The sequence below is a fragment of the Hymenobacter sp. DG01 genome (assembly GCF_006352025.1).
Lineage (GTDB): Bacteria > Bacteroidota > Bacteroidia > Cytophagales > Hymenobacteraceae > Hymenobacter.
Window position 1 is genome coordinate 3,763,922 of sequence record NZ_CP040936.1, and the last position, 16,833, is coordinate 3,780,754.

Genomic DNA, 16,833 nt, shown 5'->3' on the forward strand with positions numbered 1-16,833 from the left:
AAGACCTGCCACTATCCTCTAGTAGAAGGATAGCCTATAAGCAAAAACGGCCCTCACTATGCCATAGCATTGGCTGCCCTGTTGCTGGAAGGAGACGAGAAATTTGCCTAAATACCCTGAGTAGTGAAGATTATGGCAAGAACCCAGGGCCAGATAGAATAAGGCTTCTAAGCAGGATGCCAGAGTGCAAAATCAATACTGTCAGACTCAAAGGCTGGTGGTAACAGCGGGAGGGTTTCTACTCTTTCTAACAGTAATTCGTAGCCAATATTTTTAGGGCCGCGCCCCTCATACTCTCGTTCAACGAAGCCATTAATTAGTGCCTTGTACTGACCAGGGTGCAGTGCGGTAGCCGCCTGGGAAGCAAGGCAGCCAGGGTCAGTTACGGCTTGGTAAAAACTTGCGTCCCACTCCATCAAGGCATACATATCTGCTACTACTAGTTTGCCCTGTTGGCCTACGGTAAGCGGAAGGGGAGGGCTCGTCAGGCGCAGCCAGCTCGGGCGGACACTACTTGTGCCCGTGTTATTGATAATGACCTGATAGTCGATAGACGGTATGGGGTAGATCGGCAGAATGATTCCCTGCGTTATAACCTCGTCGCCTAGAGCTGGATCATCAAGGAACAGCTGGAATAGGTTGGTTGTCGCCAGCTTCCGTTTGCTGAGGAAGGCGGCTACCACATACGGGTCGAAGAAGACGATACCCGGTCCATCTATAAGCAGGTCGAATTGCTTGATCATGCCTTTAGTTTAAATATCAATTCTTAACTATATGGCAAAGCTGAATACTATGTGGGTTATGGCTAATTACAAAAGCGGTTGGATTTTCCTGCTGTGGGTAGCATTGCTTGGCGGCTGCCAACAGAAGCAGCCAAAAGAATACCGCTACCTGATTGTCGCGGACATAGAGGGGTGCGCAGAATGTAAGGCAACGCTGTGGCTGGAAGACTCCACTATTCAGGCCGTAGCTGCTGCCCAGGGCCGCTTCTCTATGCAGGGGAAAATTACCCAGCCCGGACTCTACGGTATCTATTACAAAAGTGAAGCGGACAAGACGGTTTCGGGCTGGGTCCAGCTTTATATGCCCACCGACTCGATTCATATCAAGGCCACGAAAAAACAGATTCGGACCAAGTTCTATCAGCGGGCCGGTGTGGGTTCTTATCTGAAAAATACGGTAGTCTTCTCCACCTCCCCTCAGCAAAAAGAGTGGGAACAGTACCTGCTCACGCGCGACAGTCTCTGGCAGAAGTTCTTTGTTGATAAAGCCCTGGTCACGGCGAAGTTTCGTGAAACCTTCAACTCTGGCAACCAAGCCCTGATAGCGCAATGGGCGGATTCCGTCAGAAACTTCGACTACCGGGCTTCCGGTTACTGGGCTTCGGCGGCTGATCTGTTCGTTCGGCAGCACCCTACCTCCGAAGTGGCCATCTACGCCATGCTGGACAACCGCAACGACCGGCCGGCAGTGGAGCGCTTCCGACAGTACTACCAAGCCCTGCCTAAGCCGTTGCAACAGAGTTTCTACGGCCAGCTACTAGACAAGCAATTAGCCAAAAACGAAGGCCGCAACCAGAATAGCCAGCGCTTTGTAGGCAGCTACGTCCGGAGTCTGGCTGGCAAAACGCCGACGGGTCAGGAACTGGATGCCGCGCAGCTCTTCAAACAGAATAAACTAACGCTGGTCGAGTTCTGGGCCAGCTGGTGCGGCCCCTGCCGCATGGAGATGCCCAAGTACCGCCAGCTCTATAGCCAATACCATAGCAAGGGCTTTGGTATGATTGGCGTCTCACTGGACAACAACTACAACAAGTGGGTGCAGGCCATTGCCGAGGACAGCCTGCGCATCCCGCACCTCTCGGAGCTGCGAGGTGGAAATGGAGAGGATATCCAGCGGTTTGGCATTACCGGCATCCCGGCCAACTTACTCGTGGACAGCACCGGCCGCATTGTTGCCGTCGATGTCCCCTACCCAGGATTGCAGAAGAAAGTACAACAAACCCTCTGATGGTAGGCTTTCCTTGTGGGCACCAAGAAGCGGACAGCAGCTTGCTTCCCGGCCCACGCCTCGGCCGCTTGGTGCACCTGTATATGGCTTATAAGGAGCCATAACTTGGCATTCCTGCTCGGAGAAGTGCTACTACTTGAAACCAGGGAAGGCATCTGGTTTCGAGTTTACGGAACTCGCCAGTCATTGCAGCGACCTGCTGGCGGTTCGTGCAGGGCAGCTGTTCAAGAGCAGGCGCGTTTTGCCGAAATACTGGCTGACTTCTATCAACGGCCTTGGCTTGTGCTACTGTTGAAGAAAAGAGAGCTAGGCCGTAGCTTGGGTGCTTATTACTAGCCCTTCATACCGAACGTCCAATGCCCTATATTCTTGCCAGCTGTGCGCAGCTTGATTTGAAGAGAGGAGCAGCTCGTTGGGGACTCTCGTTGCTGCTAGTCATCGTCTGCGTCTTGAGCGGCGCCGCGCAAGACGTTGTCGGAATTCCTTTGGTACAGGAGACGGGCAGCAGTCGGTTTGTATTTTCCACGCAGCTCGACACGGTGCAAACCCCAAGCTCCGTACCGAAGGGGGTTAGCCGTTACCTGCTCAAGTACGTTGAGTTCGGCGGAAGTCCCGGGCCACTGCCCACCCAGCGGGTGAACTTCCTCATCGGGCGCGACGCCCAGGAGCGCATCGTTCTCGTGCCCGCGTCCAGCCCCAATTCATTAACGTTTCGGGCCCGTGACCAGCAAGTGCTGCCAACAACGCCGGGCAACACCCCGCCGGCGGCTTTCCGCATCGCCTTGGAGGGAGCACACGGCTCCCGGCTGCTCGAACTTCGACCGGTGGTCTATGCCACGGGGGAACGGTACGCCTCCGCCCGCGAACAGGACTTGTTTCTTCGGCTCGAACTTCAGGGACATCGGTCCATGGGAACCCTGCCCTTGGGCTCGAACAGCCTCGCCCTCCGCGTAACCCATCCCGGCTACCCCGGCCTCCCCCATGACCTCGTCTACCCAGACTCCAGCACGCAGGTGCGAATGTGGGATGAAAAAAACGCGCCCGTTACCTACCGCCTGGGCGAATCGTTTCTGATGCATGGACACTTGGTCCGGCTTAGCCACCTCAGCCCCGCGGGCGACAGTTTGTACGTAACGGTCACGGGGCCCGAGAAGGCGCCCTCCGCCTACGGGAGTACTCCGCAATTGCTGTTTCAGCCCACGGAATCGACCGATGTACAGGGCCAACGGGTTCGGTTGACGGGCGCCGAGCGGCCCCTCGTGCTGGACTTCTGGGGAACCTGGTGCAAGCCCTGCGTCGCGCTTACCCCCGCCCTACAAGCGCTACACCGACAGTATGGAGCTTCCATCGACCTGGTTGGGGTAGCCCTGGACGAGCCGGAGAAGGTAAAAAACTACGTGGCGGCCCATTCCATCCCGTGGCCTAACATCGTCGTGCCGGCTAACAAAGCGCATTCCTTGCTCACGCAGTTGGAGATTCGCGAGTACCCTACCTTTATTTTAGTATACAGGGGAAGAGTTCTCTACCGTGGATTGGGAGCGCCGGGGCTTCAAGAATTGACTAAGCGCCTATCTCAATTGCACTAGGAGACGTTCACGAAAGCTGTCCGAGAAGTCAAACTATGTTAAGTGAAACTAAACTACCGCAATAGATAGAAGTAATTACAGAACAAGTGACTGTTTGGCTTATCTAACTCGCCCGCCACTGGCCTGTTACACCCCACTACAAACCCGCGCAACCTTCCCGGCGCAAGCTGCGACCTTAGCGGAAATCCCTTCCTCTAATTCGCTGAATGAAACACCGTTCTGCCTCACCGCGCGCCGGGGCTGCGGCCCTGCTGCTCACGCTGGCCGGCTGCGCTACCAGCCAACCCACAACCACCGCCACTACGGCTACCCCCGCCGCTGCTGCCAACCCGGCCGCCGTGGCTTTCACTACCGGCGGGCGCAGCATCAACCCCCAGGACGTGGACCGCTCGGTGTCGCCCTGCGAAGATTTCTTTCAGTTTTCGGGTGGCAACTGGCTGAAGAATAACCCCGTTCCGGCCTACGCCTCCAGCTGGGGCCCGCGCAACCTGCTCGGCGACCGGACCCAGGCCACGCTCCGCCAGATTCTGGAAGAGGCTGCCGCCAACACCTCGGCCGCCAAGGGCTCCAACGCCCAGAAAGTCGGCGACTTCTACGCTTCGGGCATGGACTCCACCGCCATTGAGCAGGCGGGCCTGAAATACCTGCAGCCCGAGCTGAAGCGCATAGCCGCCATCAAAGACCTCAAAACCCTGCAAACCGAGCTGGCCCGCCAGCAGACCTTGGGCACCGGCGCCTTCTTCCGGGCCGGGGTGGGGCCCGACCGCAAGCAGAGCACCGTGTACGCCGTGAACCTGAGCCAGGGCGGCCTGGGCATGCCCGACCGGGACTACTACCTCAAGGACGACCCGCGCTCCAAAGCCGTGCGCACGGCCTACCTCACCTACCTCACCAACACCTTTAAGCTGATGGGCGACAGTGAGGCCACCGCTGCCCAGAAAGCGGCTACCGTGGTGCGCGTGGAAACCCGTCTGGCCAAAGCCAGCAAGGACCGCGTAGCCCTGCGCGACCCCAACTCGACGTACAACAAAATGACCCTGGCGGAGGCCAACAAGCAGTTTCCCAACATCGGCCTACCCGGCATGCTGGCCCAAAACGGCTTTGGTGCCGCTAAGGAAGTGATTGTGGGTCAGCCGGATTTCTTTCGGGAAGTCAGCGCCATGATGAAAGAGGAGCCCGTGGCCGACCTCAAAACCTACCTAACCTGGCAACTGGTCAGCTCCCTACCCTCGGCTTTGCCCAAAGCCTACGCCGACGAGGCTTTCCGCTTCCAGCAGGTGCAGAGCGGGGCCAAGCAGCAGGCCGCTCGCTGGAAACGCATGCAGTCGGCTACCGATGCTACTCTCGGAGAGGCGTTCGGCCAGTTGTACGTGGATAAGGCGTTTTCGCCGGAAGCCAAGCGCAAGGCCCTGGAAATGGTAGCCAACATCAAGGAGAGCATGGCCGAGCACATCCAGACGAACACCTGGATGAGCGACGCCACCAAAGCCGAAGCCCTTAAGAAGCTGAACGCCCTGCGCGTGAAAATCGGCTACCCCGATAAGTGGAAGGATTACTCCGAGCTGAACATTTCACGCGAGTCATACCTGAAAAACGTGCTGGCCGCCCGGCAGTGGAACTACCGCCAGAACGTGAAGAAATTCGGCGGGCCCATTGACCGCAACGAGTGGGGCATGACCCCGCCTACCATTAATGCCTACTACAACCCGCCGATGAACGAAATCGTGTTTCCGGCCGGGTACCTGCAGCCGCCCTTCTTCGACCCCGAAGCCGACGACGCGGTAAACTACGGCGCTATTGGCGGCGTAATGGGCCACGAAATGACCCACGGCTTCGACGACCAGGGCCGGCAGTACGACTCCGAAGGCAACCTGCGCGACTGGTGGACCAAGGCCGATGGGGAGGAGTTTACGCGCCGGGCCGCCGTAGTGGGACGCCAGTACGATGCCTTCTCGCCCCTCGATTCCGTGCACGTAAATGGCAAGCTGACCATGGGCGAAAACCTAGCTGACTTCGCCGGTCTGACCATTGTGTACGGCGCCCTGCAGAAGCAGCTCGACAAAACCTACGGCAAAGGCAACCGCCCCCTGATTGACGGCTTCACGCCCGAGCAGCGCTTCTTCCTGAGCTGGGCCCAGCTGCGCCGTCAGAACATCCGTCCGGCTGCCCTGCGCCAGCAGATCCTCACCGACCCCCACTCGCCCGGCCAGTACCGCACCATTGGCCCCCTGATGAACATGCCCGCCTTCTACCAAGCCTTCGGCTGCCAGCAGGGCCAGAAAATGGTGCGCCCCGACGCCGAGCGGGCTGTTATCTGGTAGCCTGATGTCACCGGCCCCGGTCCGACGCGCAGCGTCGGACCGGTTGCCGTTGCACACATCCGCGCCGCCGGAACAGCATCTGCCTACCCCTGGGCCTCCTACTGAACCTTACCGGGCAACCATCAGCCCGAAGCCAACCGGCCCGATGGGCGGAGCTCGTCGGGCCGGGGCGGGGCACTGGCGTAAGTGACGCTTCCGGTTGTATATTTCACGAGTATAAATTCACTTTCTTTCCCACATGACCTCCAAAAACTACCTGTTGCTCACCCTGGGCACGGCGGCAGGCCTGGCCCTCACGGGCTGCGCTTCCAGCACGCCAGCCGCCTCGGCCTCTTCTGCCACCGATACCACAGCCAGCACGGCCACTGCTTCCACGGCTGCTACCCCCTCGCAGGCCCCGAAGGGTCCGGTAATGCCCGGCGTTGGCCTCGACCTCTCGGCCCGCGACCTGTCCGTGTCGCCCTGCGACAATTTCTTCCAGTACGCCTCGGGCACCTGGCTTAAGAACACGCCCATTCCGGCCGCCGAGTCGTCGTGGGGTTCCTGGAACACGCTGATTGACCAGAACAACGCCGTGCTGCGCAATATTCTGGAAACGGCCGCCGCCAACAAATCGGCCGCCAAGGGCAGCAACCTGCAGAAAGTGGGCGACTTTTACGCCTCGGCCATGGACACCGTGGCCATCGAGAAAGCCGGCCTGAAGTACCTGCAGCCCGAACTGGCCCGCATCAATGGCGTGAAAGACCTGAAAGGCCTGCAGGCCCAGCTGGTGCGCCAGCAGATGCTGCAAACCCGCTCGGTATTTGGCTTCGGCGTACGCCAGGACTCCAAGAAAAGCACCGAGTACGCCCTCTACCTGGGCCAGGGCGGCCTTACTCTGCCCGACCGGGACTACTACCTCAAGGACGACGCCCGCTCCAAAACCATCCGCTCGGCCTACACTACTTACCTGACCAACATGTTCAAGATGTTGGGCGATAATGAGGCCACCGCTTCCAAGAACGCCGCTACCGTGCTGCGCCTGGAAACCCGCTTGGCTAAAGCCAGCAAGGACCGCGTAGCCCTGCGCGACCGGTACGCCAACTACAACAAAATGACGGTAGCCGAGGCCAACAAACAGTTCCCGAACCTGGGGCTGTCCGCCATGCTGCCTCAGGTTGGCCTGGGCTCGGCCAAGGAGATTATCGTAGGGCAGCCTGAGTTCATGAAGGAAGCCAGCACGGCCCTGCAGCAGGAGCCCGTGGCCGACTGGAAAACCTACATGCGCGCCCACCTGGTGAACTCCGTGGCCTCGGCCCTGCCGAAAGCCTACGTGGATGAGTCGTTCCGTTTCCAGCAGGTGATGAGCGGCGCCAAGCAGCAGCAGCCCCGCTGGAAGCGCATGCTCCGCGCCACCGACGGTACCCTGGGCGAGGCCTTCGGCCAGATCTACGTGGAGAAGGCTTTCACGCCGGAAACCAAGCAGAAGGCTCTGGAGATGGTAGCCAACATCAAGGAAGCCATGGGTGAGCACATCCAGGCCCTGGAATGGATGAGCCCGGCTACCAAAACCGAGGCCATGAAAAAGCTCAACTCCTTCACCGTTAAAATCGGCTACCCCGATAAGTGGAAGGATTACTCGGCCCTGAACATCTCGCGCGAGTCGTACCTGAAAAACGTGCTGGCCGCCCGCGAATGGGAGTACAAAGACAACCTCAGCAAGTTTGGTAAGCCCATTGACCGCGGCGAGTGGGGCATGACCCCGCCCACGGTGAATGCCTACTACAACTCATCGATGAACGAAATTGTGTTCCCGGCCGGCATCATGCAGCCCCCGTTCTTCGACCCCAAAGCCGATGACGCTGTGAACTATGGCGGCATGGGCGCGGTCATCGGCCATGAAATCACCCACGGTTTCGATGACCAGGGTCGCCAATCGGACGCCGAGGGCAACCTGCGCGACTGGTGGACCAAGGAGGATGCCGCCGAATTCACGAAGCGGGCCGGCCTCGTGGGCGCTCAGTACTCCGCTTTCCAACCCCTGGACTCGGTGTTCGTGAACGGCAAGCTGACCATGGGTGAGAACCTGGCCGACTTTGGTGGTACCGCTCTGGCTTATTCGGCCCTGCAGAAGCAGATCAAGAAGCAGTACCCGAATGGCAGCGTGCCCCAGTTCGACGGCCTGACGCCGGAGCAGCGCTTCTTCCTGGCCTGGGCTCAAATCTGGCGTACCAGCGCCCGGCCCGAGTACATCCGCCAGCAGGTGCTCACGGACCCGCACTCCCCGGCTCAGTACCGCACTAACGGCCCGCTCATGAACATGCCCGAGTTCTACGAGGCCTTCGGCTGCAAGCAGGACGCCAAGATGGTACGCGCCGACAACGTGCGCGCCCGCATCTGGTAAGCCTTACGTTAAATCAATCAAAAAGCCCGTTTGCGTGTTGCAGGCGGGCTTTTTTGCGCTTTATCGAAAATAATCTGCGGAATAATGTATCTAATTACGAAATATTCGTAGTATTACGAAAAGATAGTAAAGGTTGATATGGAACGACTTACCCAACCTGAAGAAGAAGCCATGCGCGGCTTCTGGCACCTGAACGGTGCTTTTATCAAGGAGGTGCTGGAGCTGCTGCCCGAGCCCCGCCCACCCTACACCACCCTGGCCTCCACGGTGCGCAACCTGGAGCGCAAGGGCTACCTGCGCGGCGAAAAGCTGGGCAACACCTTCCGCTTCACGCCCCTGATTCCGGCCGAGGACTACCGCAAGCGCTTTCTGGGCACCTTCGTGGGCGACTACTTCCGCAACTCCTATAAAGAGCTGGTTTCCTTTTTCGCCAAGGAGCAGAAAATCAGCGCCGAAGAGCTTAAGGAGATTGTGCGCATGATTGAAAAAGGCGAGGACAAATGAGCACGCCCGAACTGCTACCCTACCTGCTGAAGGTGAACGGAGCCCTGCTGCTGTTCTGCGCCGGGTACTACCTGCTGCTGCGTCGCCTGACCTTCTTCCGCCTGAACCGGGCCTTTCTGCTGGTGGTCCTGGTGTTCGCGCCGCTTTATCCGCTGCTGGATGTCAGCCAGTGGTTTGCCCGGAGCCAGCCCCTGCCGGTGCCGCTGCTGGAGCTGGCGCCCACCTGGCAGGCACTGCCGGTAGGCGCGGCCACCGCGCCCGAGGCTATCAACTGGCTGGGCTTTGCCTACTGGACGGGGGTAGGGGTGCTGGCGGTGCGGTTTCTGCTGCAGCTGCTGTCCTTGTACCGCCTGCACCGCCGCTCCCGGCCCACAGAGTTTGAGGGGGCAGGGTTTCGGGCCGTGCCGGAGCCGGTGGCACCCTTTGCCTTCTGGCAAACGGTGTATCTGAACCCCAACCAGCATGGCCCCGACGAGTTGCCGGCCATTCTCTGCCACGAGCAGGTGCATGTGCGCGAGTGGCATACCGTGGATGTGCTGCTGGCCCAGCTGAGCCTGGTGTTCTACTGGTTTAACCCCGGCGTGTGGCTGCTGCGGCAGGCCCTGCACGAAAACCTGGAGTTCCACACCGACTACCGGGTGCTGCAGTCCGGTCTGCTCGATTCCAAAGCCTACCAATACCGCCTGCTGCGCCAGAACGTGCAAAGTCAGGCCCATTCCAATGCCTTGGTCAGTCATTTCAACTTTCACCTGTTAAAAACCCGCATTGCCATGATGAATAAGCCCCGCACTGCCCCCCTGCAGGCCGCCCGCTACCTGCTGCTGCTACCGCTGGCCCTGAGCCTTTTGAGTTTCTCGGCTCCCAAAGTAACGTTGGCCGTAGGAACGGCTTCCGACCTAGCTGCCCCTACCCCCACCGACGTGGAGAAAGATGCTCCTGTTAGCGCGCTTCCGCCTGCGGCCCTGGCCTACATTGTGAAGGAATATCCGGAGTACCGCCTTATTGGAGTGACCGAAGTGCGGGCTGCCGATGGCAGTAACCTGCGCTACCGGGCGGAAATAGCTTACGGGCGCCGCCCCGTCAAAGTGCTCTTCGGCGCGGAAGGCCAGGCGCTGGTAGCCGCCGAGCCTTTGTACTTTCTGGATGGCAAGCCAGCCACTAAAGCTGAAGTAGAAGCACTTAGCCCAGCTGCCATCGAAAGTGTGAATGTGCTGAAGAAGGAGGACGCTAAAGCTTTCGGTGAAAAAGCGAGCAGTGGAGTTATCCTGGTTATCACGAAGAAAAACAAAGACTCGGCAGAGGTCCAGGCCTTCCTGAAGGCGCACAACATTTCCTATACACCGCCAACGCCGGAAGTACAGCAGATAATAAACGCCGTAACTGCGGGTAAAGGCCTCCCAGCCGCAGATCTGCAGGGCCGCCTGCTGCTCATCAATGGCAAAGAGGCTACCCCCGGCGAAACGAAACTGCCGGCAGGTAGCGTGCAGAGCGTGTATGTGCTGGACGCCGAAAAGGCTACCGCCAAGTATGGCGAGAAGGGTAAAAACGGCGCGGTAATTATCACCACCAAACAATAGGCCGGCCGGCAGGTTATCAACGTGTTATTATTTGCCGAAAAGCCCGGTTTCTGACGGAAGCCGGGCTTTCTGTTGCGCTTGCGGCACAAACTTTGCGCCCGGCAGCCCACTATGTCCCTTTACTCCTCCTTCCGCCAAACTGCCTTCGGAACCAGCCTGCTCTTGCTGCTGGGACTGACTACCCCCACCGCCCAGGCCGAGCCAGAGCCGGCCGCTCCCGCCGGCCAGATAGATGGCCCCAGCCTGTATTTTCTCGACGGAGTGGCTTCTGACCAGAAAACCATTAATGCGCTGAACCGCCGCACCATTGCCTCCGTGAACGTGGTAAACGGGGAAGATGCGGTGCGTGTGTTTGGCCCCGAGGCCGCGGCCGGGGTGATGATTGTGGTAACGAAGCGCAACGTAGGTTCGGCCGCGGTGGCGGAGTTCAACCGCCGCTACGACATCCGGCCCGTGGAGGCGCCTGCCGCACCCGCAAAGTCGTAGGCTGCTACCCCTTGCGGAGGTGCCACCCCGGGCCAGGGCGCACCGGGCGCGGTTTCAGGGTAGCTCAACGCGCCATGCCTGGGCTTCGTATCGGGAAAACGCTTTTTGTTGGTTTTGCTTTTTCGCCCTGACTGCATGATTTCCACTACCCTTGCCGATTTCCTGCACCTGACCCACCGCCCCGACCTGGGCATCGTAGCCGTGCGCTGGACGCGCCCCACGGCTTCACACGAGCTGCGGGCTGGTTACCAGGAAGTGCTGCGCTACGCTACGGCCTGCGACCTATGCCACCGGTGGCTGATTGACTCTCGCCGCCGCCTGGAGGTGGATGCCCGCGACGTGCACTGGTTGACCACTGTATTTTACCCTCTGCTCCGCCAGCACCTCGGCAATCATGCCTACCTGGCCTTTCTGGTGGCTCCTCACCAGCTCAACGACGTGCACGACGATACCTTACCCCCCTTGCCCTATACGCACGGCAACTACTGCTCCCTGAACCAGTTTACCGATGAAGGCGAGGCCGTCCGGTGGCTATGCTCCCGTGGGTAAGCCCTGAAGTTGCTGACGTTACGGAGTGGTTGCTGCCACGCCCACTACCCCTGCCTGAGCACGCAGACTGCCACGAAAACCGGGGGGTACCAGGTTCAGTAAAAACAGGTAGTTACATTGGTTTTATAAGAAAAGTTAAATAAAATAAAGCTAATATTCGAAATCTTGCTGGCTTGGTATTAGTATGATGTTTTCCAGATAAAATCTTTATATCAGGTGGTTATGTGAATTATAGGAAGATTTATTCTACCTTGGTCTTCGTTACGAGGTAGTGTTCTTCCACTTCTTATTCTTTCTTATGTTCAAAACAATACTCTTGTTGTTTTTGGCTTTTCTGATGTTCCTGGAGCCCGAGGCGGCGCGGGCCGAGGCAGAGAGCAGCCCATCGGTCGGCACGGAAATGGTGGAAAGCACGCCGTTATTCCGGCGCACCTACAAGCGCGGCCGGCCCAACTACAAACGCTACCGCGGTAACAGCCGCCACAAGATGAAAAAGCTGGGCCCCTTCCGCCGCTGGAAGCTCCGTCTCAAAGCTCAGAAGAAACGCAAGCAGCGCACCCCCAGCGTGCAGGTAGGAGCACCCACCCGCAGCATGCCCAAAAAATAGCAGCACCCCCTCAGGCAAAAAGCCGGTTTCCGCACGTCGCGGAAACCGGCTTTTTGCTTTTCAAGGCTACTTAACGCCGCCGGGGGTAGGGCCGGCCGGCGCGGGAGAGTGACCCAGGCGCCACAGGGGAGTTACCAGCTACCGCTATTATCGTCGCCGCCATCGAAACCACCCCCGCCCGTGTCATCCGACGACATATCATCGTAGGAGGAAGCATCGTCAGAGGAAAAGTAGTCGGGCTCATTAGCCGTGTAGTCCTCCGAGAAGTAGTCCGGGCCGGCCTCATCCGAGGTGCCGGTGTTGTCCAGGGCCGGGAAGCCGCCGGATGCTGCTCCGGCGCCGCCTATGGCTCCGGCGGCAGCATCAGTGCCCAGGGAAGGAGGGGGAGTGTCGGGGTTGAGGGCACTGCTATCCGGCCGGTCGTGGCCCTCGGCCATGCGGTTGCCGAGGTAAGCGCCGGCTGCGGCCGCCGCTCCGGTCATGAGCATGCCGCCCATGCCACTGCCCAGGCCGCTACCCCCACCACCGCCGAAGCCGCTGTTGCGGTTGGGCAGAAAATCAGGAGCGCCGCCGGGTTGGGTAGCGCGTGGCCCGTAATTGCCAGCCGGGGCGTTGGGCTGGCGGGGCAGGAAATCGGGGGCCGGGGCAGTGCCGGCAACATAGGTGCCGGGGGCGGTGGGCGCTGCCGGGCTGCGCCGCCGGAATAGCTTTGATACCAGCCAGATGCCCCCACCTATTACCACCACGCCCAGTACCAGCGTACCAATGCCAAAGCCCGAGGAGGCCGGCTCAGGCGCGGCAGCGGGCGTCATCATGGGGTCGGGAGTAGCAGCACTGGCGGGCAGCTCGTTGCTGAGGCCGCTGTTCGGGGCGGCGCCCATATCGTTGGGGGAGGCAGAAGGGGTAGCAGCGGCGGCCGGCTGGTTCTGACGCGGATCGGAGCTGGGGTTGGCGGCCAGCATCAGAGTATTCAGACCGGTGCGCAGGCCGGCAAAGTAGCGGCCCTGCTTGAAGCTAGGCGTCATCTGCTCCCTGATTACCCGCTGAGTCAGCTCGGGCGTAATGCGGTCCTGCAGGCCCGAGCCGGCCTGAATGCTTACCTGCCGGTCCTGGGCGCCCAGCAATACCACCAGCCCGTTGTTTTTGTCGCGCTGCCCAATGCCCCAGGCCGTGCCCAGGGCCCGGGCGTACTCGGCGGCGCTGCGCCCACCCAAGGAAGGCACCGTTACCACCACAATCTGGGTACCGGTTTCATCGGCGTAGCGGCGCAGGCCGCTCTCCAGGGTTTTGGCGTTGGCAGGGGGTAGGAGCTGGGCCTGGTCGTTGAGGAACTGAAACGGCGAAGGTCGGGGCGGCAGCTCCTGGGCCGTGCCCGTGGCCGACCAGCCCAGGCCCACCACGAAAAGCCACAGAAAAAGAAGAAGGCGGTGCATAATGTCGGGGAGTTAGGGTGAAGGAAATACAGCCTTCTTGTACGTTCGGGGACCTGAAGTGGCTATGGTTCAGTAAGTGGAGAGCTTCGCGGGGCAATCTGGCTAACGCAGCAAGGCTGGCCCCACGGGGCCGGCCTTGCGTTTGATACTCCATCGATAAGGCAACTCAGGAACCTACCCCGGAGCTTTGGGGCCGGTTTCTCATTTCCTCAACGGGGTCAGTGGAGGCTGCGGTGCCATTCGACGGATGTCCGTTGCCGGGGTGGGCGCCCGACGACTGCACTGCTACATCGGTGGCCTGCTGGCCCATGCGCTCCGACATCTGGCCGGGGCTGCTGTGCTGGCCCTGGCCGCCGCGCACCTCAATCTGGTGGCGCATGGTTTTCTTCTCGTCCTTGGGTACGCTTACGTGCAGAATGCCGTCCTCGAAGCGGGCCGCAATGCCGCTGGCCTCCACCGTATCGGGCAGTTGGAAGGCGCGGTGGAAAGAGCCGTAGGAGCTTTCCACCATGTGGTAGCGCCGCTCATTCTGCTCCTGGCGGAAGTGCCGCTCGCCCGAAATAGTCAGGCGTCCCTGGTGAAAGTCCACCTTAATGTCTTCGCGCTTCAGGCCGGGTAGGGCCGCTTCTATCTCGTAGCTTTTCTCGGTTTCGTAGGCATCAACGTGGGGCGAGAAGCTGTTCACCCGCCCCCGGGAAGCCAGCGAGTCGCTGAAAAACCGGTCGAGCATGGTGCTGAAGCTAGAGGAGTTCATGTCAGAAAACGAGTCCTGATACTTCTGAATAGCCATGATTGTAAGCCGTGTTAAAGTGAAACATCACTAAAAGCGGCAGTTTATACGTATCTGAAAATCAGATGTTACCAGGAGGCGATATGTTTTCTGAGGCCTTGTGAGCTACAGTTGCCGGTTATAAAATCGTACACTATCCACTGGCAACCGTACCAGCTTGCCCTGCGGGGTGAGTTCGAAATCGGTTACCGTAGAGTCAAGCGCGTAGCGTTGCTTATTCAGGGCTGCCAATGTTGCGGCCGTATCCAGTGAAATATCGGCCTCCTCTACCTCTACGGCATCTACTTCCCGACTGATTACCCGGAGCCGGCCATTCGGGAGCAGAGTCAGCGTGCTTGTTTTGCTCCAGTCACCATCGCCCCCACTGGAAGCTACTTCCTTCACGTCCACTAAAGTGCTACCCTTGAAAGTTAAGTAGTACAGCTCTTGGCAGCAGTCCTCATGCTGGTGCAGCAGTGGTATTAGCGTAAAGCCAGCGCAATGCAGAGTGTCCAACGCAAATATGCCATCATAGCTGCCGTAGTTTCCGAACCGCGTCCGGAAGATCGGCGCGTGCGAGAGTAGCGTTTGCACCGTCGCTTCGCTGAGCCGGCTGCTGCGTGCGGGCTCTACTTCTGGCGAGTATACTGGTAATTGACAGGTCTTTGACTCAGTAGGCGTAGAAATAATAGTCGGCGAAGCAGAAGTTTTAGCTGATTCCGGGGCCGACGAGCCGTTGCAGCCGGTTAGTGATAAAGTGCCGGTTAGAACGATTAAGTAGAGGAAACGGGAGAGGCAGAGCACGGCGGGAAAGGGAATTTTATGGGCAAGCAAGATAGTCTGGCAATTGTGGAAGCGCGAACGGCGAGTTGAAAAGCCTCTGTGAGCTATTGCCAGCTCAACCCCAGATTTTATTCAAACTATTGGTATTTGATCAAGGTTGATTTGCATTGCCTACCTGCTGCGGGCCGGCAACCTGCTCTTTCTCTCACCCCCTCGAAAACAACTTTTCATGCAACCCTACCAAGGTCTCGAACTGCAATTCATCAACGGCGAGTGGAAACCCGGCCGCGAAGACGACTACATCAAGGATATCAACCCTTTCGACAACTCCGAGCTGCTGACCATTAAGTGCGCCGGCCTCGCGGAACTCGACGAAGCCTACGGCGCAGCCAAAGCCGCCGCTACGGGCTGGGGCAACGCCCTACCCCAGGAGCGGCGCGACATCCTGATTCGGGCGGCCCAGCTGCTGCTCGAGCGCAAAGACGAAATTGCCAACTGGATAGCCCGCGAAGCCGGTGGGGCCCACGCCAAGGCCGAAGCCGAAATCATGCTGGCCCACGAGGTGCTGATGGAGGCCTCGTCGTTCCCGAACCGCCTGCACGGCTTTATCCTTAACTCCAGCACCCCCGGCAAGGAAAGCCGCGTGTACCGTAAGCCGCTGGGGGTAGTGGGCATCATCAGCCCCTGGAATTTTCCGGTGCATCTGTCCATGCGCTCCATTGCCCCGGCCCTGGCCTGCGGCAATACCATTGTGGTGAAGCCCGCCTCCCAGACGCCCGTAACCGGCGGCACGCTCCTGGCCAAGCTCTTCGAGGAAGCTGGCCTGCCCAAGGGCGTGTTCAACGTGGTGGTAGGCAAGTCGTCCGTCATCGGCGACGCCTTCGTGCAGCATCCGGTGCCCAAGCTGATTTCGTTTACCGGCTCCACGCCCGTGGGCAAAGGCATTGGCAAGCTGGCCGGCGAGGCCCTGAAAAAGGTAGCCCTGGAGTTGGGCGGCAACAACGTGTTTATTGTGATGGAAGACGCCGACTTGGATAGGGCCGTGGCTGCTGCCATGATGGGCAAGTTTATGCACCAGGGCCAGATCTGCATGGCCGTCAACCGCTTTCTGGTGCACGAGCCGGTGTATGATGCCTTCTGCGAAAAGCTGGTGGCGCGCACCAAGGCCCTGAAAGTAGGCGACCCCCAACAGCGCGACACCGACATCGGCCCCCTCATCGACGAGAAGCAGGTGCAGCGCATCCAGAAAGACCTGGAAGAAAGCGTGGCCCAGGGCGCCAAAATCGTGTGCGGAGGCGAGGCCGACGGCGCCACCTTGCACCCCACCGTGCTGCGCGACGTGCGCAACGATATGCCCATTGCCCAGAATGAAATCTTCGGGCCCGTGGCGCCCCTGATTCCGTTCCGCGACGAGGCCGAGATGCTGCAGCTGGCCAACGAGCTGGACTTTGGCCTGAGCGGAGCCCTACACACAGGCAACGTAACGCGCGGCGTGCAGCTGGCCCGCCAGATTGAAACCGGCATGATTCACGTAAACGACCAGAGTGTAAACGACGAGCCCAATGCGCCCTTCGGCGGTGAACGGGAATCGGGGCTGGGCCGCTTTGGGGGCGAGTGGGTGATGGAAGAAATGACCCGGGTGCAGTGGGTTTCGGTGCAGCACGAGCCCCGCGACTACCCCATCTAGCCCGCGCCAGGTCTGACAAAGGGCTTTAGCAGGCCGGGAGGAAAGCGTTGTGCCGTGGGGCACCGCTTCTCCCGGCCTTGCTGCGTGAGAAGGTTTGGGCCCGGCTGAGGGGTAGGCCGGTGATGCTCTGTTCACCAA

At 59.7% G+C, this 16,833-nt stretch carries 14 protein-coding genes; 10 read left to right on the forward strand and 4 right to left on the reverse strand.

Annotated features, from left to right (window positions below; all coding sequences use genetic code 11):
- Nucleotides 1–167 precede the first annotated feature (167 nt).
- Entirely contained in the window at nucleotides 168–743 is a 576-nt protein-coding gene (locus tag FGZ14_RS15975) for a hypothetical protein (RefSeq protein WP_139925205.1), read from the reverse strand.
- Nucleotides 744–801: 58 nt separating this feature from the next.
- On the opposite strand from FGZ14_RS15975, the gene FGZ14_RS15980 reads away from it, so the two are divergent.
- The 9 genes from FGZ14_RS15980 (at nucleotide 802) to FGZ14_RS16020 (ending at nucleotide 12,023) form a co-directional block, all read left to right on the forward strand.
- Nucleotides 802–2,010 carry a TlpA disulfide reductase family protein gene (locus FGZ14_RS15980; protein WP_219601029.1) on the forward strand — a complete coding sequence of 403 codons (1,209 nt, stop codon included), beginning with the start codon at nucleotides 802–804 and terminating at the stop codon, nucleotides 2,008–2,010.
- A gap of 356 nt (nucleotides 2,011–2,366) precedes the next feature.
- Nucleotides 2,367–3,596 carry a TlpA disulfide reductase family protein gene (locus FGZ14_RS15985; RefSeq protein ID WP_139925207.1) on the forward strand — a complete coding sequence of 410 codons (1,230 nt, stop codon included), beginning with the start codon at nucleotides 2,367–2,369 and terminating at the stop codon, nucleotides 3,594–3,596.
- Between the two features lie 206 nt (nucleotides 3,597–3,802).
- Nucleotides 3,803–5,917: a M13 family metallopeptidase gene (locus FGZ14_RS15990; protein ID WP_139925208.1), complete on the forward strand. Its 2,115-nt coding sequence runs from the start codon at nucleotides 3,803–3,805 to the stop codon at nucleotides 5,915–5,917.
- A 238-nt stretch (nucleotides 5,918–6,155) separates the two neighbouring features.
- The gene (locus FGZ14_RS15995; protein WP_139925209.1) at nucleotides 6,156–8,300 is read left to right on the forward strand and encodes a M13 family metallopeptidase; all 2,145 of its coding nucleotides are present in this window, start codon (nucleotides 6,156–6,158) and stop codon (nucleotides 8,298–8,300) included.
- A gap of 138 nt (nucleotides 8,301–8,438) precedes the next feature.
- A complete protein-coding gene (locus tag FGZ14_RS16000) occupies nucleotides 8,439–8,804 on the forward strand; it encodes a BlaI/MecI/CopY family transcriptional regulator (protein ID WP_139925210.1) in 366 nt (121 codons plus the stop codon).
- A complete protein-coding gene (locus tag FGZ14_RS16005) occupies nucleotides 8,801–10,381 on the forward strand; it encodes a M56 family metallopeptidase (RefSeq protein WP_139925211.1) in 1,581 nt (526 codons plus the stop codon). Before FGZ14_RS16000 ends, FGZ14_RS16005 begins: the two co-directional genes overlap by 4 nt.
- 111 nt (nucleotides 10,382–10,492) lie before the next feature.
- A complete protein-coding gene (locus FGZ14_RS16010; RefSeq protein WP_139925212.1) occupies nucleotides 10,493–10,867 on the forward strand; it encodes a hypothetical protein in 375 nt (124 codons plus the stop codon).
- A 135-nt stretch (nucleotides 10,868–11,002) separates the two neighbouring features.
- On the forward strand, nucleotides 11,003–11,416 hold the full coding sequence (locus FGZ14_RS16015) for a hypothetical protein (RefSeq protein ID WP_139925213.1): 414 nt from the start codon (nucleotides 11,003–11,005) through the stop codon (nucleotides 11,414–11,416).
- A 298-nt stretch (nucleotides 11,417–11,714) separates the two neighbouring features.
- Complete coding sequence (locus tag FGZ14_RS16020) at nucleotides 11,715–12,023, forward strand: hypothetical protein (protein ID WP_139925214.1); 309 nt, start codon at nucleotides 11,715–11,717, stop codon at nucleotides 12,021–12,023.
- Nucleotides 12,024–12,154: 131 nt separating this feature from the next.
- On the opposite strand, the gene FGZ14_RS16025 is transcribed toward FGZ14_RS16020, so the two are convergent.
- The 3 genes from FGZ14_RS16025 to FGZ14_RS16035 form a co-directional block, all read right to left on the reverse strand.
- Nucleotides 12,155–13,456 (reverse strand): YgcG family protein, encoded by a 1,302-nt coding sequence (locus FGZ14_RS16025; RefSeq protein ID WP_139925215.1) that lies wholly within the window; start codon nucleotides 13,454–13,456, stop codon nucleotides 12,155–12,157.
- 166 nt (nucleotides 13,457–13,622) lie between these two features.
- Nucleotides 13,623–14,246: an Hsp20/alpha crystallin family protein gene (locus FGZ14_RS16030; protein WP_139925216.1), complete on the reverse strand. Its 624-nt coding sequence runs from the start codon at nucleotides 14,244–14,246 to the stop codon at nucleotides 13,623–13,625.
- Nucleotides 14,247–14,351: 105 nt separating this feature from the next.
- Complete coding sequence (locus tag FGZ14_RS16035; protein ID WP_139925217.1) at nucleotides 14,352–14,819, reverse strand: hypothetical protein; 468 nt, start codon at nucleotides 14,817–14,819, stop codon at nucleotides 14,352–14,354.
- A 418-nt stretch (nucleotides 14,820–15,237) separates the two neighbouring features.
- On the opposite strand from FGZ14_RS16035, the gene FGZ14_RS16040 reads away from it, so the two are divergent.
- Entirely contained in the window at nucleotides 15,238–16,695 is a 1,458-nt protein-coding gene (locus tag FGZ14_RS16040; protein WP_139925218.1) for an aldehyde dehydrogenase family protein, read from the forward strand.
- Nucleotides 16,696–16,833: the final 138 nt, after the last annotated feature.